Origin of the sequence: Pseudomonas sp. SC11 (assembly GCF_047039205.1) — a bacterium.
GTDB classification, from domain to species: domain Bacteria; phylum Pseudomonadota; class Gammaproteobacteria; order Pseudomonadales; family Pseudomonadaceae; genus Aquipseudomonas; species Aquipseudomonas boreofloridensis.
Genome location: NZ_CP178183.1, coordinates 5,234,894 through 5,256,767 on the forward strand (window position 1 = coordinate 5,234,894; position 21,874 = coordinate 5,256,767).

Annotated in this window: 23 protein-coding genes; 14 read left to right on the forward strand and 9 right to left on the reverse strand. The window is 64.6% G+C overall.

Going from position 1 to position 21,874, the window contains the following annotated elements:
- Window position 1: 1 nt before the first annotated feature.
- Window positions 2–535, reverse strand: a complete 534-nt coding sequence (locus ACK2SD_RS23240) for a PilN domain-containing protein (protein WP_412460952.1) — start codon at window positions 533–535, stop codon at window positions 2–4.
- Window positions 532–1,461, reverse strand: a complete 930-nt coding sequence (pilM, locus tag ACK2SD_RS23245; protein ID WP_412460953.1) for a type IV pilus biogenesis protein PilM — start codon at window positions 1,459–1,461, stop codon at window positions 532–534. The genes ACK2SD_RS23240 and pilM overlap by 4 nt, the downstream gene beginning before the upstream one ends.
- Window positions 1,462–1,583: 122 nt before the next feature.
- Here pilM and ACK2SD_RS23250 point away from each other — a divergent pair, with 122 nt between their 5' ends.
- Entirely contained in the window at window positions 1,584–4,034 is a 2,451-nt protein-coding gene (locus tag ACK2SD_RS23250) for a penicillin-binding protein 1A (RefSeq protein ID WP_412462361.1), read from the forward strand.
- A gap of 106 nt (window positions 4,035–4,140) precedes the next feature.
- Here the strand turns inward: ACK2SD_RS23250 and ACK2SD_RS23255 are convergent, their stop codons facing one another.
- Both ACK2SD_RS23255 and rpmE read right to left on the reverse strand, forming a co-directional pair.
- Window positions 4,141–5,409, reverse strand: coding sequence for a malic enzyme-like NAD(P)-binding protein (locus tag ACK2SD_RS23255; RefSeq protein ID WP_029614302.1), 1,269 nt, complete (start codon window positions 5,407–5,409; stop codon window positions 4,141–4,143).
- 324 nt (window positions 5,410–5,733) lie between these two features.
- Window positions 5,734–5,949, reverse strand: a complete 216-nt coding sequence (rpmE, locus tag ACK2SD_RS23260) for a 50S ribosomal protein L31 (RefSeq protein WP_029614303.1) — start codon at window positions 5,947–5,949, stop codon at window positions 5,734–5,736.
- A 167-nt stretch (window positions 5,950–6,116) separates the two neighbouring features.
- Here rpmE and ACK2SD_RS23265 point away from each other — a divergent pair, with 167 nt between their 5' ends.
- The 3 genes from ACK2SD_RS23265 to ACK2SD_RS23275 all read left to right on the forward strand — a co-directional run bounded on the left by ACK2SD_RS23265 (window position 6,117) and on the right by ACK2SD_RS23275 (window position 11,026).
- A complete protein-coding gene (locus ACK2SD_RS23265) occupies window positions 6,117–8,336 on the forward strand; it encodes a primosomal protein N' (RefSeq protein WP_412460954.1) in 2,220 nt (739 codons plus the stop codon).
- Window positions 8,337–8,589: 253 nt separating this feature from the next.
- A complete protein-coding gene (argS, locus tag ACK2SD_RS23270) occupies window positions 8,590–10,326 on the forward strand; it encodes an arginine--tRNA ligase (RefSeq protein WP_412460955.1) in 1,737 nt (578 codons plus the stop codon).
- A gap of 1 nt (window position 10,327) precedes the next feature.
- Window positions 10,328–11,026 (forward strand): SPOR domain-containing protein, encoded by a 699-nt coding sequence (locus ACK2SD_RS23275; protein ID WP_039582571.1) that lies wholly within the window; start codon window positions 10,328–10,330, stop codon window positions 11,024–11,026.
- Window positions 11,027–11,077: 51 nt separating this feature from the next.
- On the opposite strand, the gene ACK2SD_RS23280 is transcribed toward ACK2SD_RS23275, so the two are convergent.
- Entirely contained in the window at window positions 11,078–11,497 is a 420-nt protein-coding gene (locus ACK2SD_RS23280) for an NINE protein (RefSeq protein ID WP_029615080.1), read from the reverse strand.
- 167 nt (window positions 11,498–11,664) lie between these two features.
- Here ACK2SD_RS23280 and ACK2SD_RS23285 point away from each other — a divergent pair, with 167 nt between their 5' ends.
- Complete coding sequence (locus ACK2SD_RS23285; RefSeq protein WP_412460956.1) at window positions 11,665–12,297, forward strand: C40 family peptidase; 633 nt, start codon at window positions 11,665–11,667, stop codon at window positions 12,295–12,297.
- 46 nt (window positions 12,298–12,343) lie between these two features.
- Here ACK2SD_RS23285 and ACK2SD_RS23290 read toward each other — a convergent pair whose 3' ends face one another.
- Window positions 12,344–13,345, reverse strand: coding sequence for a type IV pilus twitching motility protein PilT (locus tag ACK2SD_RS23290; protein WP_412460957.1), 1,002 nt, complete (start codon window positions 13,343–13,345; stop codon window positions 12,344–12,346).
- Window positions 13,346–13,410: 65 nt separating this feature from the next.
- On the opposite strand from ACK2SD_RS23290, the gene ACK2SD_RS23295 reads away from it, so the two are divergent.
- From ACK2SD_RS23295 to ACK2SD_RS23335, 9 genes are all read left to right on the forward strand, one after another.
- The gene (locus ACK2SD_RS23295; protein ID WP_116887358.1) at window positions 13,411–14,097 is read left to right on the forward strand and encodes a YggS family pyridoxal phosphate-dependent enzyme; all 687 of its coding nucleotides are present in this window, start codon (window positions 13,411–13,413) and stop codon (window positions 14,095–14,097) included.
- A 38-nt stretch (window positions 14,098–14,135) separates the two neighbouring features.
- Window positions 14,136–14,954, forward strand: a complete 819-nt coding sequence (gene proC / locus ACK2SD_RS23300; protein WP_412460958.1) for a pyrroline-5-carboxylate reductase — start codon at window positions 14,136–14,138, stop codon at window positions 14,952–14,954.
- A gap of 10 nt (window positions 14,955–14,964) precedes the next feature.
- Window positions 14,965–15,555 carry a YggT family protein gene (locus ACK2SD_RS23305; RefSeq protein WP_039582561.1) on the forward strand — a complete coding sequence of 197 codons (591 nt, stop codon included), beginning with the start codon at window positions 14,965–14,967 and terminating at the stop codon, window positions 15,553–15,555.
- A gap of 88 nt (window positions 15,556–15,643) precedes the next feature.
- Entirely contained in the window at window positions 15,644–16,783 is a 1,140-nt protein-coding gene (metX, locus tag ACK2SD_RS23310) for a homoserine O-succinyltransferase MetX (RefSeq protein WP_412460959.1), read from the forward strand.
- A 7-nt stretch (window positions 16,784–16,790) separates the two neighbouring features.
- Complete coding sequence (gene metW, locus ACK2SD_RS23315) at window positions 16,791–17,411, forward strand: methionine biosynthesis protein MetW (protein ID WP_029612369.1); 621 nt, start codon at window positions 16,791–16,793, stop codon at window positions 17,409–17,411.
- A 23-nt stretch (window positions 17,412–17,434) separates the two neighbouring features.
- Entirely contained in the window at window positions 17,435–17,869 is a 435-nt protein-coding gene (locus ACK2SD_RS23320; RefSeq protein ID WP_412460960.1) for a DUF4426 domain-containing protein, read from the forward strand.
- Entirely contained in the window at window positions 17,866–18,462 is a 597-nt protein-coding gene (gene rdgB, locus ACK2SD_RS23325; protein WP_412460961.1) for an RdgB/HAM1 family non-canonical purine NTP pyrophosphatase, read from the forward strand. Before ACK2SD_RS23320 ends, rdgB begins: the two co-directional genes overlap by 4 nt.
- Window positions 18,459–19,637 carry a radical SAM family heme chaperone HemW gene (gene hemW, locus ACK2SD_RS23330; protein WP_412460962.1) on the forward strand — a complete coding sequence of 393 codons (1,179 nt, stop codon included), beginning with the start codon at window positions 18,459–18,461 and terminating at the stop codon, window positions 19,635–19,637. Before rdgB ends, hemW begins: the two co-directional genes overlap by 4 nt.
- Window positions 19,638–19,646: 9 nt before the next feature.
- Window positions 19,647–19,973, forward strand: a complete 327-nt coding sequence (locus ACK2SD_RS23335; RefSeq protein ID WP_029612373.1) for a DUF3392 family protein — start codon at window positions 19,647–19,649, stop codon at window positions 19,971–19,973.
- 57 nt (window positions 19,974–20,030) lie between these two features.
- Here ACK2SD_RS23335 and trmB read toward each other — a convergent pair whose 3' ends face one another.
- Genes trmB through thiS form a run of 3 tightly spaced genes read right to left on the reverse strand, consistent with a single transcriptional unit; the run spans window position 20,031 to window position 21,810 of the window.
- On the reverse strand, window positions 20,031–20,753 hold the full coding sequence (gene trmB / locus ACK2SD_RS23340; protein WP_039582554.1) for a tRNA (guanosine(46)-N7)-methyltransferase TrmB: 723 nt from the start codon (window positions 20,751–20,753) through the stop codon (window positions 20,031–20,033).
- 9 nt (window positions 20,754–20,762) lie between these two features.
- Window positions 20,763–21,557, reverse strand: a complete 795-nt coding sequence (locus ACK2SD_RS23345; RefSeq protein WP_295486219.1) for a thiazole synthase — start codon at window positions 21,555–21,557, stop codon at window positions 20,763–20,765.
- A 52-nt stretch (window positions 21,558–21,609) separates the two neighbouring features.
- On the reverse strand, window positions 21,610–21,810 hold the full coding sequence (gene thiS / locus ACK2SD_RS23350) for a sulfur carrier protein ThiS (RefSeq protein ID WP_029612374.1): 201 nt from the start codon (window positions 21,808–21,810) through the stop codon (window positions 21,610–21,612).
- Window positions 21,811–21,874: the final 64 nt, after the last annotated feature.

Consider the following 21,874-nt stretch of genomic DNA (forward strand, 5'->3'; position numbering starts at 1 on the left):
ATCAAGATGGCGAAACGCGAGCGATCAACAGGAATGCGTCCCCTGCAGCGCGCCCAACGACTTGCTTGAGTTCAAGGTCGTGAACGACCGGTGATCGCTGCAAGTCGCGCATGAACTGAGCCAGCACGGCTGAAGACAGCGCCAGGCCGTTGACCTGCAGGCGCCCGTCTTGAAGATCGAGACGGGTCAATTGCATGCCTTGGGACATCGCCGCCTCCACCTCAGCGAGCAACTGCGGCATCTGGGCCTGCCCCGCGCGCAGTCCAGCGAGCGCCTGGACCTGCCCGCGCATATCCTCGCGCGCGGCATGCAGGCGCTGCACCTGCTGCACCCGCTCGTCCAGCACCTGGAGTTCAGCTTGGCGCAGCACACCGGCTTGCGCCTGTCGTTCGAGGCGCTGATGAGCCAGGCGATCCACCAGCATCACCGCCACGAAGGCCGTGAACAGACTGCCCAGGAACATACACCGGAACCTGCGCAACGCGGCCAAGCGCTGGCGTTCGCGCCAGGGCAGCAGATTCAGGCGCAGGCTCATGCGTCCACTCCCAACGCCAATGCCAGGGGCAGGGCCATCGCGCCGTGGTCCGCAGCAGGCATATCCTTGCGCACGTAGGCGGAGCAAATCGGTTGGCAAACGCGACCTAGATGCTGCTCCAGCACCTGCAGCCAGTTCGACGTGGCCGCCGCACCACCGACCATCAATCCCGCGGCGCTTTTTCCAAGCGCGGCGCTCGCGAGCAGGTCCTCGATGCGCTGCAGGTAAGCTGCCTGCGTGCAGCCATTGTCGAAGCGCTGCTCTACACGCACGCCCAGCGGGGCATCACCCCAGGTATGCAATGCCAGCCCGTCCGCCTCCAGCAGCAGCAAAGGCTGGCGATCCGCGCCCGGCTGCAACCGAGCCAGCGCGACGCTATCCACTTCCACGGCGACGACCTCAAGCCCCGCGTCCTCGAACGGCAGCAGCAGCGTTTCGACAAGGCTCTGGCGCGCCGCGCCTATGAGCACGTCGAGCGACTGGGAAGCCTGGGCCGTCGGGCCAAGCACCTGGAAGTCCATGGCCAGGTCATCCAAAGGAAAAGGGAACAGATGCTCGGCATCGGCCAGCAGCCGCGCCTCGCGTTCAGCCTCAGGGACGGCCGACGGCAACTGCACCACCTTGCAGATCACCTGAGACCCCGGCATGGCCAGGGCGACCCTCCTGGCCCGGCCGCAGCGGCGAGCAGCCTCGCGCAGTGCCTGTGCCAGCGACTCGCTATCTGCGTCCAGCCGGGCTGCAGGTGCCACCACCTGATGAACCCAGGCACTCACCCTGCGTCGCCCTCGGGCGCCGCTCAACTGCAGCATTCGCACCGAATCGGACGTAATTTGCACACCCAACACTGAACCGCCATCCCTGCCAAAGCGTCCAAGCATCGCTATTCCCTTTTTGATGACCGGCATCCCATTGCCGGTCGAACCCATCGTCGCCTGCCCCGCCCGGTCGATGACCCGGAAGGGCGAAATGCTTATAATGCCCAGCGTTTTTGCCCGTCCGCCGGGCCTGCGTGCACTCCATTTATCAACCTGGACACCCCAAAGCCTTGATTCGCCTGCTGAAGTTCTTCTGGTGGTCTTTCGTCGCCGTCATCTGCGCGCTCGTACTCGGTCTGAGCGGGGCGTTTCTGTATCTTAGTCCCAGCCTGCCGTCGGTCGACTCGCTCAGAAGCATCCAGTTGCAGATACCGCTGAGGGTGTACAGCAGCGACGGCAAGCTGATTGCCGAGTTTGGCGAGATGCGGCGCTCTCCCATTCGATTCGCGGAAATTCCCCCGCAGTTCATCCAGGCACTTCTGTCAGCTGAAGACGACAATTTCCTCAACCATTACGGCGTCGATCCAAGCAGCCTGATGCGCGCTGCGACCCAATTGGTGAAATCCGGTCATATCCAGACTGGCGGCAGCACCATCACCATGCAGGTGGCCAAGAATTTCTTCCTCACCAGTGAACGCAGCTTCTCGCGCAAGACCAACGAAATCCTCCTGGCCCTGCAGATCGAACGCGAGCTGACCAAGGACGAAATCCTCGAGCTGTACGTGAACAAGATCTACCTGGGCAATCGTGCCTATGGCATCGATGCGGCAGCGCAGGTGTATTACGGCAAGTCGATCCGTGACGTCAGCCTGGCGCAAATGGCGATGATCGCCGGCCTGCCCAAGGCGCCGTCGCGTTTCAACCCGCTGGCCAACCCGGTGCGCGCCAAAGAGCGCCGCGACTGGATCCTGGGGCGCATGTACAAGCTCGGCAAGATCGACCAGGCGAGCTATCAGGCCGCGCTCGCCGAGCCGCTGAACGCCAGCTATCACGTGCCGGCGCCGGAAGTGAATGCGCCGTTCGTCGCCGAAATGGCGCGGGCCGAAATGGTTGGCCGATACGGCAGCGAGGCCTACACCGAAGGCTATCGCGTCACCACCACGGTCCCCAGCGATACCCAGGAGATCGCCAACAAGGCGGTGCTCAATGGCCTGACCGCCTACGACGAGCGCCACGGCTACCGTGGCCCCGAAGCGCGCTATCCGGGCAAGACGCGCAACGCCTGGCAGCAAGACCTGACCAAACAGCGCACCCTCGGCGGGCTGGAACCGGCCATCGTCACCCAGGTCGACAAGACTGGCCTGAAGGTACTGACCCGTGCCGGACAGGAAGAAGACGTGGCCTGGGACACCATGAAGTGGGCCCGGCCGTTCATCAACAGCAACGCCCAGGGCCGCTCGCCGCAGTCGCCGGCAGACGTGGCGCAGGTCGGCGACCTGATCCGTGTGCAGCGCCTGGACGACGGCACGCTCAAGTTCAGCCAAGTACCGGCGGCGCAGAGCGCGCTGGTGACACTGAACCCGACCGACGGCGCGATCCAAGCGCTGGTCGGCGGCTTCTCGTTCGAGCAGAGCAACTACAACCGCGCCATGCAGGCCAAGCGCCAGCCGGGTTCGAGCTTCAAACCGTTCGTCTACAGCGCTGCGCTGGACAACGGCTACACCGCCGCCAGCCTGGTGAACGACGCACCGATCGTGTTCGTCGACGAGTCCATCGACAAGGTCTGGCGTCCGAAAAACGACACCAACACCTTCCTCGGTCCGATCCGCATGCGCGAGGCGCTGTACAAGTCGCGCAACCTGGTGTCGATCCGCCTGCTGCAAGCCATGGGCGTCGATCGCACCATCGACTACATCGCCAAGTTCGGTTTCAACAAGCAGGACCTGCCGCGCAACCTGTCGCTGGCCTTGGGCACCGCGACGCTCACGCCGATGGAGATCGCCACCGGCTGGAGCACCTTCGCCAACGGCGGCTACAAGATCAACCCGTACCTGATCGAGCGTATCGAGAGCCGTAGCGGCGAGACCCTGTTCACCGCCAATCCGGCGCGGGTACCGCAAGGCCAGCAGGATCAGGCCGGCATCGCTGCACCGGAAGCGCCGATCACCACCCTCGCGCAGCCGGGTACCGCGCCGTCGGCGCTGGGCCAGATCGCCCCGCCGCCACTGACGCCGGTGGTGGCCGAGCGGATCATCGACGGTCGTACCACCTATATCCTCACCAGCATGCTGCAGGATGTGATCAAGCGCGGGACTGGCCGACGTGCCTTGGCCCTGGGCCGCAGCGACCTGGCGGGCAAGACCGGTACCACCAACGAATCCAAGGATGCCTGGTTCTCCGGTTACAACGCCGACTACATGACCACCGTCTGGGTCGGCTTCGATCAGCCGGAGACCTTGGGTCGTCGCGAGTATGGGGGCACCGTCGCGCTGCCGATCTGGATGGACTTCATGGGCCCGGCGCTCAAGGGCAAGCCCGAGCATCCGCCAGCCGAGCCCGAGGGCATTCTCAGCCTGCGGGTCGATCCGGTGAGCGGCCGTGCGGCGACGCCAAGCACGCCGAATGCCTACTTCGAGCTGTTCAAGGCTGAAGACTCGCCACCTTCCGGTGACGAACTGGGCAATGGCGTAGCACCGGGTAGCCCGCTCCCGGCCGATGAATCGGCGCCGATGGACCTGTTCTAAGCGCCGCTCATCTTCTGTCGAGGCGGCGCAGCGCCGCTTCTGCAGGACGCCCACAAAAAAGCCCCGACGCTCACGCGCCGGGGCTTTTCAATGACGCGGCGGCCGATCAGCCGTTGAACACGTCATCCACGCTCTTGAGCGGGTAGTGCTTCGGATACGGCAGGGTGGCCACACCCGACTCGATGGCTGCCTTGGCCACCGCGTCGGAAACGACGGTGATCAGGCGCGCGTCCAGCGGCTTCGGAATGATGTACTCACGGCCGAACTCCAGACCCTCGACGCCGTAGGCTTCGCACACTTCCTTCGGCACAGGCAGCTTGGCCAGATCCTTCAGGGCGACGGCGGCAGCGATCTTCATCTCTTCGTTGATGCGCTTGGCGCGGACGTCCAGCGCACCACGGAAGATGAACGGGAAGCCCAGCACGTTGTTGACCTGGTTCGGGTAGTCAGAACGACCGGTGGCCATGATCACGTCATTGCGGGTGGCGTGCGCCAGCTCAGGGGCGATTTCCGGATCCGGGTTCGAGCAGGCGAACACGATCGGGTTGGCCGCCATCGACTTCAGGCCTTCGGCGCTCAGCAGGTTCGGGCCGGACAGACCCACGAACACGTCAGCGCCGTCCAGGGCATCGGCCAGGGTGCGTTTGTCGGTGGCGTGGGCGAACTGGGCCTTGTACTGGTTCAGGTCGTCGCGACCGGCATGGATCACGCCGTTGCGGTCGATCATGAAGATGTTCTCGACCTTGGCACCCATGCTGACCAGCAGCTTCATGCAGGAGATGGCCGCAGCGCCGGCGCCCAGGCAGACGATCTTCGCGTCTTCCAGGGTTTTACCTGCGATTTCCAGGGCGTTAATCATGCCCGCAGCGGTCACGATGGCGGTGCCATGCTGGTCGTCGTGGAAGACCGGAATGTCGCACTGCTCGATCAGCGTGCGCTCGATCTCGAAGCACTCAGGCGCCTTGATGTCTTCGAGGTTGATGCCGCCGAAGGTGATGGAGATGCGGCGAACGGTGTCGATGAAGGCCTGTGGGCTTTCCGATTCAACTTCGATGTCGAACACGTCGATGCCCGCGAAACGCTTGAACAGAACGCCCTTGCCTTCCATGACCGGCTTGGAGGCCAGCGGGCCAAGGTCGCCCAGGCCCAGGATGGCGGTGCCGTCGGAAATCACCGCGACCAGGTTGCCCTTGCCGGTGTATTTGTAGGCCAGCTCTGGATCACGGCCAATTTCGCGGACCGGCTCGGCAACGCCTGGGCTGTAGGCCAGGGCGAGGTCGCGGGCGGTGGCGGTTGGCTTGGAGAGTTCCACGCTCAGTTTCCCCGGACGAGGTTGAGCGTGGTATTCGAGAGCGGCGGTTTTCAAATCTGACATGGTGGGCATTCCGCTTGTTTACTGTTCTGACGGACCGCCGAGGATACGCAAAGAGTCCGGGAGCGACAAGACTGCCCGGTCACACCTGTCAAGGCCGGTGGCCTACGACTTTACGCTACACCTGACGGGGCTGGCGAAATCGAGTGTGTACAATCCACGCACATAGTGTCTACAACTATTTTCTCTGACCACCTTCTCCTCATGCTCGCACACCCTGCACCTCACCCCCGCCTTACCTGCCAAACGGCAGATACAAAAAAGGCGCCCACAAGGGGCGCCTTCTTTTGCAGCATCGCGAAGCCAGAGGCCTCGCCAGGTGCATGATTACTTCTTGGTACCGAACATACCGAAGCGGTCGGCGAACTTCTGTACGCGACCACCGGTGTCCAGGACTTTCTGCTTGCCAGTGTAGAACGGGTGGCACTGGGAGCAGACGTCGATCGCCAGCGGCTTGGCCAGGGTCGAACGGGTTTCGAATTTGCTGCCGCAGCTGCAGGTGACTGCAACTACTTCGTAGTTCGGATGAATATCGGCTTTCATGGTCACTTCCTCGAGCTGCGTGCCGCCACCCAACACCTATTGTTGAATACCGCACGTAATTAGGCGGCAAATAATACCAGAGCTCGGAGGCAGCGCAAGTGGTCGCTTGCACCGGCTGTCGTCTGCTAGGCTCGCCGACTCATACCCTTCCCACGAAGACCTCCCGCGTGCCCGACGTCATCCTGCGCCTTGCCCTGCCCTCGCCCTTGCGTCGCCTGTTCGACTATCGGGCGCCGGCCGCCATGACCCGCCAGACCCTGACCCCGGGCATGCGCATCCGCGTGCCGTTCGGACGCCGCGAGATGATTGGCGTGCTGGTGGAAGTCTGCGCGCAGAGCGAAGTGCCCGCCGACAAGCTCAAGCCGGCCAGCGAGCTGCTCGATCCGGTGTCGCCGCTGCCGCCTGAGCTGTTCAAGCTGTGCCTGTGGACCGCCCACTATTATCAGCACAGCCTGGGCGACACCCTCAGCTGGGCACTGCCGGTGCTGCTGCGCCAGGGCGAGGCAGCCGAAGCCCGGCAGGAGCGCTTTTGGCACGTCGCGCCGGGCGCGCGACTCGACGACCCGCGCATCGCCCGCGCCCCGCGCCAGAAAGAGGCCTTGCAGACCCTCGCCCAGCATCCCCATGGCGTGGCCCATAGCCTGCTGAGCAAGCTGGCGCTGAACAAGGACAGCCTCGACCTGCTGCTGGCCAAGGAGCTGGTGCAGGTCGAGGTGCGCCGCCATCTGCCGCCGCCGCGCCACGAGCATTGGCTGGCGCAGCCGGAGCTGCCACTCAACGATGAACAGCGGGCGGCGTTCGAAGCCGTGCGTTCGGGCTTTGGCAGCTACCATGCCTTCCTGCTCGCCGGGGTCACCGGCAGTGGCAAGACCGAGGTCTACCTGCAACTGATCCGCGAAACCCTGGAGGCCGGCAAACAGGCCTTGATCCTGATTCCCGAGATCAATCTCGGCCCGCAGACCCTGGCGCGCTTCGAGCAGCGCTTCAACGCGCGCATCGCGCTGCTGCACTCGGCGGTCAACGATCGCGAGCGCCTGGACGCCTGGCTGGCGGCCCGCGACGGCGAGGCCGACATCATCATCGGCACCCGCTCGGCGCTATTCACGCCCATGAAGCGACCCGGCCTGATCATCATCGACGAAGAGCACGACGGCTCCTACAAACAGCAGGAAGGCCTGCGCTATCACGCCCGCGACCTGGCAGTGGTGCGCGCGCACCAGGACAACATTCCCATTTTGCTGGGCTCGGCCACGCCCTCGCTGGAAAGCTTGCACAACGCCCACACCGGCCGCTACGGCCTGTTGCGTATGAACCAGCGCGCCGGCGGTGCCAAGCCGCCGCGCTTCATGCGTCTGGATGTGCGCAGCCTGCCGTTGGACAGCGGCATCAGCGGGCCCTTGCAACAGGCCATCGGCCAGACCCTGGCGGCCGGCCAGCAGGTGCTGGTGTTCCTCAACCGCCGCGGCTTCGCCCCGACCTTGCTGTGCCACGACTGCGGCTGGCTGTCGGAGTGCCCGCGCTGCGATGCGCGCATGACCGTGCACCAGCGCTCCGGCGTGCTGCGCTGCCATCACTGCGGCTACGACGAGCGTCTGCCGCTGCAATGCCCCCAGTGCGCGCATGTCGACCTGCGGCCAGTCGGCGCCGGCACCGAGCGTGCCGAAGAGCGCCTGAAAACGCTGTTCCCCGACTACCCGGTGCTGCGCGTGGACCGCGACAGCACCTCGCGCAAGGACGCCATGCAGCAGTTGTTCAGCACCATCCAGCGCGGCCAGCCCAGCATCCTGGTCGGCACGCAGATGCTCGCCAAAGGCCACCATTTCCCCCGGGTGACGCTGGTGGCGATTCTCGATGCCGACGGTGGTCTGTTCTCCGGCGACTTCCGCGCCAGCGAACGCATGGCGCAGTTGATCGTTCAGGTGGCTGGCCGCGCCGGTCGCGCCGAGGAACCGGGCAAGGTGATCGTGCAGACCCATCTGGCCGAGCACCCGCTATTGGTACAGCTCACCGAGCAAGGCTATTTCGCCTTCGCCGAACAGGCCTTGAGCGAACGCCGCGCCGCCGGCCTGCCGCCGTTCTCACACTTGGCGCTGCTGCGCGCCGAAGCGCACAAGCCGGGCCAGGCCGAAGCCTTCCTCGACGAAGCCTGCGCCGCCGCCGAACGCCTGCAGACCGAGATGACGCTGCCAGGCATCGAGCTGCTGGGCCCGGTGCCCGCCCCCATGGAGCGCCGCGCTGGCCGCTTCCGCGCCCAGTTGCTGATCCAGGCCAGCGCCCGCGCCCCATTGCACCGGCTGATCGCCGCCTGGCTGCTGGTAGTCGAGCAACTGCCCTCGGGTCGCCAAGTACGCTGGTCGCTCGACGTCGACCCCGTCGACCTTTATTGAGCTGCAAGCTGCAAGCTGCAAGCTGCAAGCTGCAAGCTGCAAGCTGCAAGCTGCAAGCTGCAAGCTGCAAGCTGCAAGCGACAGGTTCGGGCCCGCGCAGTCACCGCACAACCTCTTGCCGCTTGCAGCTTGCCACTTGCCGCTCATCACTTGCCGCTGTGCTTGAGCCTTAAGGCTCAAGCACGGATAATGTCCAGTTTTTCCACCTGCGCATCGAAGCGCTCGCCGCGTTTGCGGTCGAAACGAGAACCCGATGAAAGACACCATTCGCCAGCTGATCCAGCAAGCTCTCGCCCAACTCGTCACCGACGGTGTGCTGCCTGAAGGGTTGTCGCCATCGATTCAGGTGGAGAACGCCCGCGACAAGACCCATGGCGACTTCGCCAGCAACATCGCCATGATGCTGGCCAAGCCTGCGGGCATGAAGCCTCGCGACCTCGCCGACAAGCTGATCGCGGCGCTGCCGGCCAGCGCCGACATCAGCAAGGTCGAGATCGCCGGTCCCGGGTTCCTCAACTTCTTCCAGAACACCGACGCCCTGGCCCAGCGCCTGGACGCGGCGCTGGCCGACGACCACCTGGGCGTACGCAAAGCCGGCACCGCCGAGAAGGTGGTCGTCGACCTGTCGGCGCCCAACTTGGCCAAAGAGATGCACGTCGGCCACCTGCGCTCGACCATCATCGGTGACAGCGTCGCCCGCGTGCTCGAGTTCCTCGGCGACACGGTGATCCGCCAGAACCATGTGGGCGACTGGGGCACCCAGTTCGGCATGCTGCTGGCCTACCTGCAGGAAAACCCGATCACCAGCGAAGCGCTGTCGGACCTGGAAAACTTCTACCGCGCCGCGAAGAAACGCTTCGACGAGTCCGAGGAATTCGCCACCCGCGCCCGGGGCCTGGTGGTCAAGCTGCAGGCCGGCGATCCCGAGTGCCTGGCGCTGTGGACGCGCTTCAAGGACATCTCGCTGTCGCACTGCCAGAAAACCTACGAGCTGCTCAACGTCAAGCTGACCATGGCCGACGTGATGGGCGAAAGTGCCTACAACGACGACCTGGCACCGGTCGTGGCCGACCTCAAGGCCTCGGGCCTGCTGGTCGAGAGCCAGGGCGCCCAGTGCGTGTTCCTCGAAGAGTTCAAGAACACCGAAGGCGAGCCGCTGCCGGTGATCGTGCAGAAGGCCGATGGCGGCTACCTCTACGCCACCACCGACCTGGCGGCGGTACGCTACCGCAGCAACGTGCTGCACGCCGATCGCGCGCTGTACTTCGTCGACCAACGCCAGGCGCTGCACTTCAACCAAGTGTTCGAGGTCGCCCGCCGCGCCGGCTTCGTCGGCCACCCGATGAAAATGGAGCACATGGGCTTCGGCACCATGAACGGCGCCGATGGCCGTCCGTTCAAGACCCGCGACGGCGGCACCGTGAAGCTGATCGACCTGCTGAGCGAAGCCAAGGAACGTGCCTACGCCCTGGTCAAGGAAAAGAACCCGAGCCTGGCCGAAGACGAACTGCGGCGCATCGCCGAAGTGGTCGGCATCGGCGCAGTGAAGTACGCGGACCTGTCCAAGCACCGCACCAGCGACTACAGCTTCAACTTCGAACTGATGCTCAACTTCGAAGGCAATACCGCGCCTTACCTGCTGTACGCCTACACCCGCGTGGCCGGCGTGTTCCGCAAGCTGGGCAAGGGCTTCGAGCAGGTCGAAGGCGACATCGTGCTGCAGGCGGCTCACGAGCAGGACCTGGCCGCGCGCCTGGCGCAATTCGGCGAAGTGCTCAACAACGTCGCCGACAAAGGCACGCCACACGTGCTCTGCAGCTACCTCTACGACCTGGCGGGTCTGTTCTCCAGTTTCTACGAGAACTGCCCGATCCTCGCCGCCGACACCGCCGGGCAGCAACAAAGCCGCTTGCGGCTTGCGGCGCTGACCGGCCGTACCCTCAAACAGGGCCTGGAACTGCTTGGCCTGGAAACCCTGGAGCGCATGTAAGTTGGCTGCCAAGAAGAAACCTGCGCCCAAGCGCGGCGCCAGTCGCCATCAGCCACCTGCGAAACAGCCGATTCCGGGCTGGGTGTGGCTGGCGATCGGCCTCACCGTGGGTGCGTTCGTGGTGTTCCTGATGAAACTCGAGCCGGGCGGCGACGACATCAAGCGTGCCAAGCCTGAACAGCAGAAGCCGGCCAAGGTCGCCGAAGCCGCCAAGGGCACCACTCCCACCACGCCTCAGCCGATCAAGCCGAAGTACGATTTCTACACCCTGCTGCCGGAATCGGAAGTGATCGTGCCGCCTGAAGCGGTGCCGGAGAAGACGCCGCCAGTGCCGGCGCAGCCGACCACGCCGGTCACCCCGGCAGAAGCGGCGAAGATCGACACCGCCCGTGCCCAAGCCGCGCTGCTGGGTCAGACGCCGCCACCCGCACCACCGGTGATCAAGCCGGCAGCGACCACCCTGTACTTCCTGCAGGCGGGCTCGTTCCGCAAGGAGGCCGACGCCGACAAGGTACGGGCGCAGATCATCCTGCTGGGGCAGGTGGTGAAAGTGGAGTCCGGTACGGTGAAAGACGAGACCTGGTACCGGGTACTGGTCGGACCGTTCAGCAACCGCGAACAGCTAACCGTTGCACAGAAACAATTGGCCGGCGCCGGCTTCAGCAACCTGCTGTTGCAGCAGCGCCAGACACGCCAGTAAAGAAAAGGCCTTGCCGCACTGCGACAAGGCCTTTTTTCTGAAGCGCGCCTTTCAGGGACGTTCGCGGTTGACCGTGGATATCTGGGTGTTCAGCGTCCAGAAGTCATACAGCACACCGATCAGGAACAGGCCCCCGGTGAAGAAGTAGATGATCGCGCTGATCCATTTGCCCTGGTACAGCCGGTGGATACCGAAGATGCCCAGGAAGGTCAGCAGCACCCAGGCCACCGTGTAGTTCACCCGGCCCGACTGGAAACGCATGTCGGCTTCGCGGTCCATCGACGGAATCAGGAACAGGTCGATCAACCAACCGATGCCCAGCAGACCGAGGGTCAGGAACCAGATCGTGCCGGTGATGGGCTTGCCGTAATAGAAGCGGTGCGAGCCGGTGAAGCCGAAAATCCACAGCAGATAGCCAATCACCTTGCTGTGCGTGTCGTGCAGCGGCGCACCCTGTTGATACGTATTCATGCATTGTCCTCGTGGGATAGCCGAAAATTTTCTAAGAAAAAATGTGACTTTTCCGTTTTGCGCCGACGTATGGTAATCGCCCACACGACCAACGGATCAGTTTTTGATCGAAAAGCTGTTATAAAGTTGCGCGCCAATCTCCATAACCGTTCATAAGAGCTTCATCTATGCCGCCCTTCTTCAAGACATGGCTGACCCTCTGCCTTTTATTGCCCCTGGCCGCCCACGCCACCAATCGTGAGCAACGACTTCCCAACGGCTTCAGCGGCTATACCACCAATGCCGATGCGACCATCAAACGTTCCCCCGCCAAGCACGTCAATCTGCATGCACGGCCAGGCAATGCGGCCAAGAACCCCGCACTGAAGGTGGCCGCTGCCACGCCCAAGCAAAGCAGCCAAGTGCTCAGCCGCGCCGTCAATGCGCTAGGCACGCCCTACCGCTGGGGCGGCAGCACACCCGGCAAAGGGTTCGATTGCAGCGGTCTGGTCAAATATGCCTTCAACGACGTCGCCGACCTGGATCTGCCGCGTAGCTCCAATGCCATGGCCCAGGGCCACGGCGTGAAAGTGGCGCGCAAGGACCTCAAGCCTGGCGACCTGATCTTCTTCAACATCAAGAGCCGTCGCGTCAACCACGTGGCCATCTACCTGGGCAACGAGCGCTTCATCCACGCACCGCGCACCGGCAAGCGGGTGAGCATCGACAGTCTGGACAAACCTTACTGGCAGAAGCACTACGTCGTCGCCAAACGCGTGCTGCCCAAAGAGCAGCAGGCCTTGAGATTGGCCAAGCGTTAATCCCCCTTCGGCCCGGCGCGGACACTCCGCGCCGAGATCGCCCCTACTACTCCAGGTTGTCGATCAGCCCCCGCGCCCTCAACCTGTCCAGCGCCGCCTCCATCGTCACCATGCCCTGTGCCGCACCGGTCTGCATGGCCGACGGCAATTGCGCCACGCGCCCTTCGCGGATCAAATTGCGGACCGCCGCGGTGGCCACCAGGACCTCGCGCGCCGCCACCCGACCGCCGCCCACACGCCTCACCAACGCCTGCGCCACCACCAATTGCAGTGATTCGGCGAGCATGGCGCGGATCAGCGACTTCTCTTCGGCGGCGAACACCTCCACCAGCCGATCGATGCTGCTGGCAGCGCTGCGCGTGTGCACGGTGGCCAGTACCAGGTGACCGGTCTGCGCTGCGCGCAAGGCCAGGCGGATGCTGTCCAGGTCGCGCAGTTCGCCGATCATGATCACATCCGGATCCTGACGCAGTGCGCTGCGCAGGCCTTGGGCGAAGTCTCGGCTGTGACGGCCGATCTCGCGCTGGTTGATCAACGCCCGGCCACGGCCGTGTACGAACTCAACCGGGTCTTCCAGGGTCAGGATATGGCCTGCGCGGTCGCATCCCAGTTGCGCGACCAGCGCGGCGAGCGTGCTGGACTTGCCACTGCCGGTCGCCCCACCCACCAGCACCAGGCCATCGCGGCAGCGGGCAAGCGCCTGATACACCCCAGTCAATTCCAACGCCTCGACCGTCGGCGCCTGCTGCCCGATCAGCCGCAGGCTGGCGGCCAGGCCGTGATACTGCCTGAACAGGCTCAGGCGAACGCGTCCAAGCCCAGGCGGCTCCACGGCCAGGTCCACCTCGTCGCCCGTCCGCCAGCGCTGGCGCTGATCCGCATCGAGCCAGGGCGCAAGCCCCTGTTCCAGCGTGTCGCTGCACAACGTCGGCAGCGCCACGCGCTGCAATACGCCATCCAGGCGCCACGCCGGCAATTCGCCCGCTGCCAAGTGCAGGTCCGATGCCCCCGCCTTCACGGCGCGGGCCAGCAGGTCGGTCACGTCCATGAGACTCCCCAAAGGCCATCAAGCAGGTAGAATGCCGCACACCACTGAGCTGCCGGCATCGATCCATGTCCACCCTAGCAGACAACCTTCACGCCATTCGTACCCGCATCGACGGCGCGGCCAAGGCCAGCCACCGCGACCCGGCCAGCGTGCAGTTGCTGGCCGTGAGCAAGACCAAGCCCGCCAGCGCCATCGCCGAACTTCATCGGGCGGGCGTGCGCGATTTCGGCGAGAACTATCTTCAGGAAGCGCTGACCAAACAGACGGAATTGTCCGACCTGCCCTTGATCTGGCATTTCATCGGCCCCATCCAGTCGAACAAGACCAAGGCCATTGCCGAACATTTCGACTGGGTACATAGCGTGGACCGCCTGAAGATCGCCCAACGCCTGAGCGACCAACGCCCGACCGACCTGCCACCACTGAATATCTGCCTGCAGGTAAATGTCAGTGGCGAGGACAGCAAGTCTGGCTGCACGCCAGAGCAGCTTCCAGCCCTGGCCCAGGCCGTGGCCGCGTTGCCCAACCTGCGCTTGCGCGGGCTGATGGCGATCCCTGAACCCACCGACGACCCTGCCGCCCAGCACGCTGCGTTCGCCCGGCTGCGCCAGTTGCAGGAGGCCCTCGGCCTTGGCCTGGACAGCCTGTCCATGGGCATGAGCCATGACTTGGAAGCGGCCATCGCCCAAGGCGCGACCTGGGTGCGTATCGGCACCGCCCTGTTCGGCGCGCGCGACTACGGGCACGCCTGAATCCATGCTTTACTCACTCTTTCCTTCAAGGACCTGACATGAGCAAGACGCGTATCGCCTTCATCGGCGCGGGCAACATGGCGGCCAGCCTGATCGGCGGTCTGCGGGCCCAAGGCCTGGACGCTTCGCAGATCCGCGCCAGCGATCCTGGCGCCGACACCCGCACCCGGATCCAGGCCGAACACGGCATCGTGACCTTCGAGAGCAACGCCCAGGCCATCGATGGCGCCGACGTGATCGTGCTGGCAGTCAAGCCACAGGTCATGAAGAGCGTGTGCGAAACCCTCAAACCTGAGCTGAAGGCCGGGCAATTGGTCGTTTCGATCGCCGCCGGTATCACCTGCGACAGCCTCCAGAACTGGCTGGGCCAGGTCCCGGTGGTGCGCTGCATGCCCAATACCCCGTCCCTGCTGCGCCAGGGCGCCAGCGGCCTGTACGCCACCGCACAGGTGTCGGCCGGCCAGCGCGAGCAGGCCGAACAGTTGCTCCGCGCCGTGGGCACCGCCCTGTGGCTGGAGCAGGAGCAGCAACTGGATGCGGTCACCGCCGTCTCCGGTAGCGGCCCGGCCTATTTCTTCCTGCTGATCGAAGCCATGACCGCCGCCGGCGAGAAGCTCGGCCTGCCGCGCGACATCGCCTCGCAGCTGACCCTGCAGACCGCACTGGGCGCCGCGCACATGGCCGTTTCCAGCGACGTCGACGCCGCTGAGCTGCGTCGCCGCGTCACCTCGCCAGCCGGGACCACCGAAGCGGCGATCAAATCGTTCCAGGCCAACGGCTTCGAGGCCGTGGTCGAGCAGGCGCTGCAAGCGGCCGCCACACGCTCGGCCGAGCTGGCCGAACAACTGGGCAAATGAGGAGTTGTCGATGAATGCACTGTCCGGCGCCGCGATCTTCGTGGTGCAAACCCTGGTCAGCCTGTACCTGGTGATCGTCCTGCTGCGCTTCGTGCTGCAACTGGTCAAGGCCAATTTCTACAACCCGCTGAGCCAGTTCACGGTGCGCGCCACCCAGCCGCTGCTCAAGCCGATTCGCCGTATCGTGCCGAGCATCGCCGGGCTGGATACCTCGTCGCTGCTGTTGGCGATCGTGATCCAGGCGCTGCTGATGGCCTTCGTGCTGATGCTCACCTACGGCACCATCGGCGACCTGCCGCACCTGCTGATCTGGGCCATCCTGGGAATCACCTCGCTGTTCCTGAAGATCTTCTGGGTGGCGATGATCGTCATGGTGATCGTGTCCTGGATCGCGCCCAACAGCCACAACCCCGCCGCCGAACTGGCCTACCAGATCAGCGAGCCGGTGCTGGCGCCGTTCCGCCGCCTGGTGCCCAACCTCGGTGGTCTGGATATCTCGCCGATCTTCGCCTTCATCGCCATTCAGGTGGTGCAGTCGTTCCTGATGCCGCAACTGGCCAACTACGCCGGTATGCCGGATGTGCTGTGGCGCCTGATCTGATCCAGCCCGGCCCCCAGCGGCAGCCATTGCTTGCCGCTGGGGGTAGCGCTCTTTAGACTTACGCCTCCGTCAAGCGTGAGCAGGGCCGATGTCCACTGTCTTTCCCGAAGATTCCGTCGGTCTGGTAACCCCCCAGATCGCCCGGTTCGATGAACCGTTGACGCTGGCCGGTGGCCGCTCGCTGGCCGGCTACGAGCTGGTCTATGAAACCTATGGCACGCTCAATGCCAGTGCCAGCAATGCGGTGCTGATCTGCCACGCGCTGTCCGGCCATCACCATGCGGCCGGCTACCACAGCGTCGAAGACCGCAAGCCGGGCTGGTGGGACAGTTGCATCGGCCCGGGCAAGCCCATCGACACCAACCGCTTCTTCGTGGTCAGCCTGAACAACCTCGGCGGCTGCAATGGCAGCACCGGTCCGAGCAGCATCAACCCGTCCACCGGCAAAGCCTATGGTGCGGACTTTCCGGTGCTCACCGTCGAGGACTGGGTGCACAGCCAGGCGCGCCTGGCCGATCGCCTCGGCGTCAGCCAATGGGCCGCCGTGGTCGGCGGCAGCCTGGGCGGCATGCAGGCCTTGCAGTGGACCATCACCTACCCGCAGCGCGTGCGTCATTGCGTGGACATCGCCTCGGCGCCCAAGCTGTCGGCGCAGAACATCGCCTTCAACGAAGTCGCGCGCCAGGCCATCCTCACCGACCCCGAATTCCATGGTGGCTCGTTCCAGGACCAGGGCGTGATTCCCAAGCGCGGGCTGATGCTGGCGCGTATGGTCGGCCATATCACCTACCTGTCCGACGACTCGATGGGCGAGAAATTCGGCCGCGAACTCAAGAGCGACAAGCTCAACTACGACTTCCACAGCGTCGAGTTCCAGGTGGAGAGCTACCTGCGCTACCAGGGCGAGGAATTTTCCGGCCGCTTCGACGCCAACACCTACCTGCTGATGACCAAGGCGCTGGACTATTTCGACCCAGCCGCCGCCCACGGCGGTGACCTGGCCGCCAGCCTGGGCCATGTCACGGCCGACTACTGCATCATGTCGTTCACCACCGACTGGCGCTTCTCCCCGGCACGCTCACGGGAGATCGTCGATGCGCTGATGGCCGCGCGCAAGAACGTGTGCTACCTGGAGATCGATGCCCCTTACGGCCACGATGCCTTCCTGATCCCCACACCGCGCTACACCCAGGGCTTCACGAACTACATGAACCGCATCGTCATCTGAGGACAGCATGAGAGCCGACCTGGAAATCATCCACGACTGGATCCCTGCCGGCAGCCGGGTACTCGACCTGGGCTGCGGTAATGGCGAGCTGCTGGCTTCGTTGCGCGACCGCAAGCAGGTCACCGGCTACGGCCTGGAGATCGACGCCGACAACATCGCCGCCTGCGTGGCCAACGGCGTCAACGTCATCGAGCAGGACCTGGACAAGGGCCTGGGCAACTTCGCCAGCAACAGCTTCGATGTGGTGGTCATGACCCAGGCCCTGCAAGCTGTGGAGTATCCCGACCGGATCCTCGACGAGATGCTGCGCGTGGGCCGCCAGTGCATCATCACCTTCCCCAACTTCGGCCACTGGCGCTGCCGCTGGTACCTGGCGACCAAGGGCCGCATGCCGGTGTCGGACTTCATGCCCTACACCTGGTACAACACCCCGAACATCCACTTCTGCACCTTCGAGGACTTCGAGAACCTGTGCCGCGAACGCGATGCCAAGGTGCTCGATCGCCTGGCCGTGGACAACCGTCACCGCAACGGGTGGGGCGGTCGGCTTTGGCCTAATCTGTTGGGGGAAATCGGTATCTATCGGGTCAGCAGCCCTGGTTTGCAGGAGCACCAGGTCGCGGTGTGACCCACCACCGGAGGAATGGCAACATGCGTCGTCTCGCCCTTTTGCTGATCACCCTGTGCCTGGCCCTGCCGACCTGGGCCGCCGATGCAGCCCGACCGGACCGCAAGCAGGTCTTCGGCGACGTCACGGTGTACTACAACGCCTTCGCCTCCAGCGCACTGACGCCCGAGGTGGCACAGGCCAGCGGCATCGAACGCAGCAAGCGCCTGGGCGTGCTCAACATCACCCTGCTCAAGGGTGGCACGCCCACGACCGCGGTGGTCAGCGGCAAGGTCAAAGACCTTACCGGCCGCGCCAGTGCGCTGTCGTTCCGCCAGGTGAGCAGCGCAGGCGCGGTGTCCTACATCGCCCAGTTCAAGACCGAGCAGGCGCAGACCCTGGTCTTCGACGTGCAGATCGAGGCCGGCGGCATCAGCCACGACCTTCAATTCAACCAGGACGTATTCCCAGGCGAATGATGAATTTCCAGCAACTCGTATTGGCCAGCCACAACGCCGGCAAACTCAAGGAACTCCAGGCCATGCTCGGAGAGTCCGTGCAGCTGCGTTCGATCGGCGAATTCAGCCAGGTCGAACCCGAGGAAACCGGCCTGTCGTTCATCGAAAACGCCATCCTCAAGGCACGCAATGCCGCGCGTATTTCCGGCCTGCCGGCCCTGGCCGACGATTCGGGCCTGGCGGTGGATGCATTGGGCGGCGCACCGGGCATCTACTCGGCCCGCTATGCCGACGGTCAGGGCGATGCGGCGAACAACGCCAAACTGCTCGAAGCGCTCAAGGACGTGCCTGAAGCCGAACGCGGCGCACAGTTCGTCTGCGTGCTGGCGCTGGTCAGGCATGCCGACGATCCCCTGCCAGTGCTCTGCGAGGGGCTGTGGCACGGGCGGATTCTGTTCGCGGCCAGTGGCGAGCATGGTTTCGGCTACGACCCGCTGTTCTGGGTGCCTGAACGCAATTGTTCCAGCGCCGACTTGGCGCCGCTGGAAAAGAACCAACTCAGTCACCGCGCCCGGGCCATGGCCCTGCTGCGTCAGCGCCTGGGATTGGCATGACCGAATCCTCCTCCGCGCCACCGTCGAGCCTGGTGCTTGCGGTGCTGCCGCCGCTGTCGCTGTACATCCACATTCCTTGGTGCGTGCGCAAATGCCCTTATTGCGACTTCAACTCGCACCAGGCCGGACCGACCCTGCCTGAAGCGCAGTACGTCGATGCCCTGCTCGCCGACCTGGCGCTGGAAATGCCGGCGGTGCAAGGCCGGTCGATCAGCAGCATCTTCTTCGGCGGCGGCACGCCCAGCCTGTTCAGCGCCGCCGCACTGGGTCGGCTGCTGCGTGGCATCGAGCAACGCATTCCCTTCGCCGCCGACATCGAGATCACCCTGGAGGCCAACCCCGGCACCTTCGAGCAGGACAAGTTCAAGGCCTATCGCCAGACCGGCATCAACCGCCTGTCCATCGGCGTGCAGAGTTTCCAAGCACAGAAGCTGGAGAAGCTCGGGCGCATCCACAATGGCGACGAGGCCGTGCGCGCCGCCGGCATGGCCCGTGCGGCAGGCTTCGACAACTTCAATCTGGACCTCATGCACGGCCTGCCTGAACAGTCGCTGGACGACGCGCTGGGCGATCTGCGCCAGGCCATCGACCTGGGGCCGACGCACCTGTCCTGGTACCAACTGACCCTGGAACCGAACACGGTGTTCTGGAACCAGCCGCCGCTGCTGCCCGAAGACGACATTCTCTGGGATATCCAGGAGGCCGGACAGGCACTGATGGCCGAGCAGGGTTATCGGCAATACGAAGTGTCGGCCTATGCCCAGGCCGAACGCGCCGCGCGCCACAACCTCAACTACTGGCGCTTCGGCGACTTCATCGGCATCGGTGCCGGGGCCCACGGCAAGCTGTCGTTCCCGGACGGGCGCATCCTGCGCACCTGGAAGACTCGCCTGCCCAAGGACTACCTCAATCCGGAGAAACCGTACAAGGCGGGCGAGAAGCTGCTGCCGCCCGATGAGCTGCCCTTCGAGTTCCTGATGAACGCCCTGCGCTTGACCGAGGGGGTGGAAGCCGAATTGTTCACCCAACGCACAGGGCTGCCGCTGGCGCAGTTGGCCGAGGCACGGCGCGACGCCGAACAAAAGGGGCTTTTGCGAGTCGAACCGGAGCGGCTGGCGGCAACGCCCCAAGGCCAGCTGTTTCTCAACGATCTGCTGCAGTACTTCTTGAATTAAGGATGACCCATGGACCTGGTGCTTGACCTGCTCTCGACCGTTTCCCGCTGGAGCCGCAGCAACCTTTCGGAGATTTCCCTGGCGTTGGTGGGCTGCCTGCTGGTGCTGTTCGGCACCGACATCAAGGGCTGGGTCGAGCAGCGCCTGGGCGGACTGGCCGGCGCCCTGCGGGTGCCGTTCATGGCCCTGCTGGTGATGATCGGCAGCGGCGCGGCGCTGATCTATGCCACGCCGTGGGTGGTGAAAGCGCTGGCACAGTTCAACAACTACGCCCTGGCGCCGGTACTGCTGGTGGTACTGGTGCTGATCGGCGTGGTGGCGGATCGCCGCGGCTAGTAACGCAAAAGGGCTGCATAGCAGCCCTTTGTCGGTCGGTACAACGCTGACTGACTGTCAGTCAACCTTCTCGAACTTCAGATCCCACACCCCATGCCCGAGCCGCTCGCCGCGGCGCTCGAACTTGGTGATTGGGCGCTCGTCCGGACGCGGTACGTAGGCGCCGTCCGCCGCCTGGTTGCGGTAACCCGGCGCGGCCTGCATCACTTCCAGCATGTGCTCGGCATAGGGCTCCCAGTCGGTGGCCATGTGGAACACGCCGCCGACCTTGAGCTTGCGCCGCACCAGTTCGGCGAACGCTGGCTGGACGATGCGCCGCTTGTGGTGACGGGCCTTGTGCCACGGATCGGGGAAAAACAGCATCAGCCGGTCCAGGCTGCCGTCGGCCACGCAGCGGTTGAGCACTTCGATGGCATCGCAGTCGTACACCCGCAGGTTTTTCAGGTTCTGGGTGAGCACGCCGTTGAGCAGCGCGCCGACACCAGGGCGGTGCACTTCGACACCGATGAAATCCAGCTCCGGTGCGGCAGCGGCCATTTCCAGCAGGGAGTGGCCCATGCCGAATCCGATTTCCAGGGTACGCGGCGCCGAGCGGCCGAACACCTGGTCGTAGTCCACCGGGCTGTCGGCCAGGGGCAGGATGAACAGCGGGCCGCCCTGCTCCAGGCCGCGCTGCTGGCCTTCGGTCATGCGGCCTGCACGCATCACGAAACTCTTGATGCGGCGGTGCGGGCGCTCTTCGCCGTCGGCGGAGATCGGCGTTTCTTGCGATTCAGTCATCAGGTGCTCTTACTTGATCAGACCATCCAGCGGCGAAGACGCGCTGGCATAGAGTTTCTTCGGCATACGCCCGGCCAGGTAGGCCATGCGACCGGCGACGATGGCGTGCTTCATGGCTTCGGCCATCAGTACCGGCTGCTGGGCGTGGGCGATGGCGGAGTTCATCAGCACGGCTTCGCAGCCCATTTCCATGGCGATGGTGGCGTCGGAAGCGGTGCCCACGCCGGCATCGACCAGCACCGGCACCTTGGATTCCTCGAGGATGATCTGCAGGTTGTAGGGGTTGCAGATGCCCAGGCCCGTGCCGATCAGACCCGCCAGCGGCATGACCGCGATGCAGCCGATCTCGGCCAGTTGACGCGCGATGATCGGGTCGTCGCTGGTGTACACCATGACATCGAAGCCGTCCTTGACCAGTACTTCGGCGGCCTTGAGGGTTTCGATGACGTTGGGGAACAGCGTCTTCTGGTCGGCCAGCACCTCCAGCTTCACCAGGTTGTGGCCGTCGAGCAGCTCACGGGCCAGGCGGCAGGTGCGCACGGCTTCGATCGCGTCGTAGCACCCGGCGGTGTTCGGCAGGATGGTGTAGCGGTCCGGAGGCAGCACATCGAGCAGGTTCGGCTCGCCTGGATTCTGGCCGATGTTGGTGCGGCGCACGGCGACGGTGACGATTTCGGCCCCCGAGGCCTCGATGGCCTCGCGGGTTTCGTCCATGTCACGGTACTTGCCGGTGCCGACAAGCAGGCGCGACTGGAAAGTACGCCCGGCCAGGGTGAAAGGCTTGTCGCTGCGAACGTTGCTCATCGTGGTTCCTCTGCAAAGGTTACGGGAGTTGCGGGTGGGCACGGCGCGGCCGTCAGCCGCCACCGATGGCGTGGACCACCTCGACCCGGTCGCCCTCGTTCAACAGGGTGCAGTCGTGCTGGCTGCGCGGCACGATGTCCAGGTTCAGTTCCACCGCCACACGACGCCCGACCAGCTCCAGACGCCCCAGCAGGGCCGCCACGCTCTCGCCTGCAGGCAGTTCGTAGGGTTCACCGTTGAGTTGAATGCGCATGCGCACGGCCACCATCGTTCATTGGGGCCCGCATTCTAGCGCCGATCCGCCGTGCAACCCAAGG

Bases quoted from the DNA above. Each gene is read 5' to 3' on its own strand.
- ACK2SD_RS23240 (WP_412460952.1), bottom strand. From the start codon at position 535: ATGAGCCTGCGCCTGAATCTGCTGCCCTGGCGCGAACGCCAGCGCTTG.
- pilM (WP_412460953.1), bottom strand. From the start codon at position 1,461: ATGGGTTCGACCGGCAATGGGATGCCGGTCATCAAAAAGGGAATAGCG.
- ACK2SD_RS23255 (WP_029614302.1), bottom strand. From the start codon at position 5,409: ATGTCAGATTTGAAAACCGCCGCTCTCGAATACCACGCTCAACCTCGT.
- rpmE (WP_029614303.1), bottom strand. From the start codon at position 5,949: ATGAAAGCCGATATTCATCCGAACTACGAAGTAGTTGCAGTCACCTGC.
- argS (WP_412460955.1), top strand. From the start codon at position 8,590: ATGAAAGACACCATTCGCCAGCTGATCCAGCAAGCTCTCGCCCAACTC.
- ACK2SD_RS23280 (WP_029615080.1), bottom strand. From the start codon at position 11,497: ATGAATACGTATCAACAGGGTGCGCCGCTGCACGACACGCACAGCAAG.
- ACK2SD_RS23285 (WP_412460956.1), top strand. From the start codon at position 11,665: ATGCCGCCCTTCTTCAAGACATGGCTGACCCTCTGCCTTTTATTGCCC.
- ACK2SD_RS23290 (WP_412460957.1), bottom strand. From the start codon at position 13,345: ATGGACGTGACCGACCTGCTGGCCCGCGCCGTGAAGGCGGGGGCATCG.
- ACK2SD_RS23295 (WP_116887358.1), top strand. From the start codon at position 13,411: ATGTCCACCCTAGCAGACAACCTTCACGCCATTCGTACCCGCATCGAC.
- proC (WP_412460958.1), top strand. From the start codon at position 14,136: ATGAGCAAGACGCGTATCGCCTTCATCGGCGCGGGCAACATGGCGGCC.
- ACK2SD_RS23305 (WP_039582561.1), top strand. From the start codon at position 14,965: ATGAATGCACTGTCCGGCGCCGCGATCTTCGTGGTGCAAACCCTGGTC.
- metX (WP_412460959.1), top strand. From the start codon at position 15,644: ATGTCCACTGTCTTTCCCGAAGATTCCGTCGGTCTGGTAACCCCCCAG.
- metW (WP_029612369.1), top strand. From the start codon at position 16,791: ATGAGAGCCGACCTGGAAATCATCCACGACTGGATCCCTGCCGGCAGC.
- ACK2SD_RS23320 (WP_412460960.1), top strand. From the start codon at position 17,435: ATGCGTCGTCTCGCCCTTTTGCTGATCACCCTGTGCCTGGCCCTGCCG.
- rdgB (WP_412460961.1), top strand. From the start codon at position 17,866: ATGATGAATTTCCAGCAACTCGTATTGGCCAGCCACAACGCCGGCAAA.
- hemW (WP_412460962.1), top strand. From the start codon at position 18,459: ATGACCGAATCCTCCTCCGCGCCACCGTCGAGCCTGGTGCTTGCGGTG.
- ACK2SD_RS23335 (WP_029612373.1), top strand. From the start codon at position 19,647: ATGGACCTGGTGCTTGACCTGCTCTCGACCGTTTCCCGCTGGAGCCGC.
- trmB (WP_039582554.1), bottom strand. From the start codon at position 20,753: ATGACTGAATCGCAAGAAACGCCGATCTCCGCCGACGGCGAAGAGCGC.
- ACK2SD_RS23345 (WP_295486219.1), bottom strand. From the start codon at position 21,557: ATGAGCAACGTTCGCAGCGACAAGCCTTTCACCCTGGCCGGGCGTACT.
- thiS (WP_029612374.1), bottom strand. From the start codon at position 21,810: ATGCGCATTCAACTCAACGGTGAACCCTACGAACTGCCTGCAGGCGAG.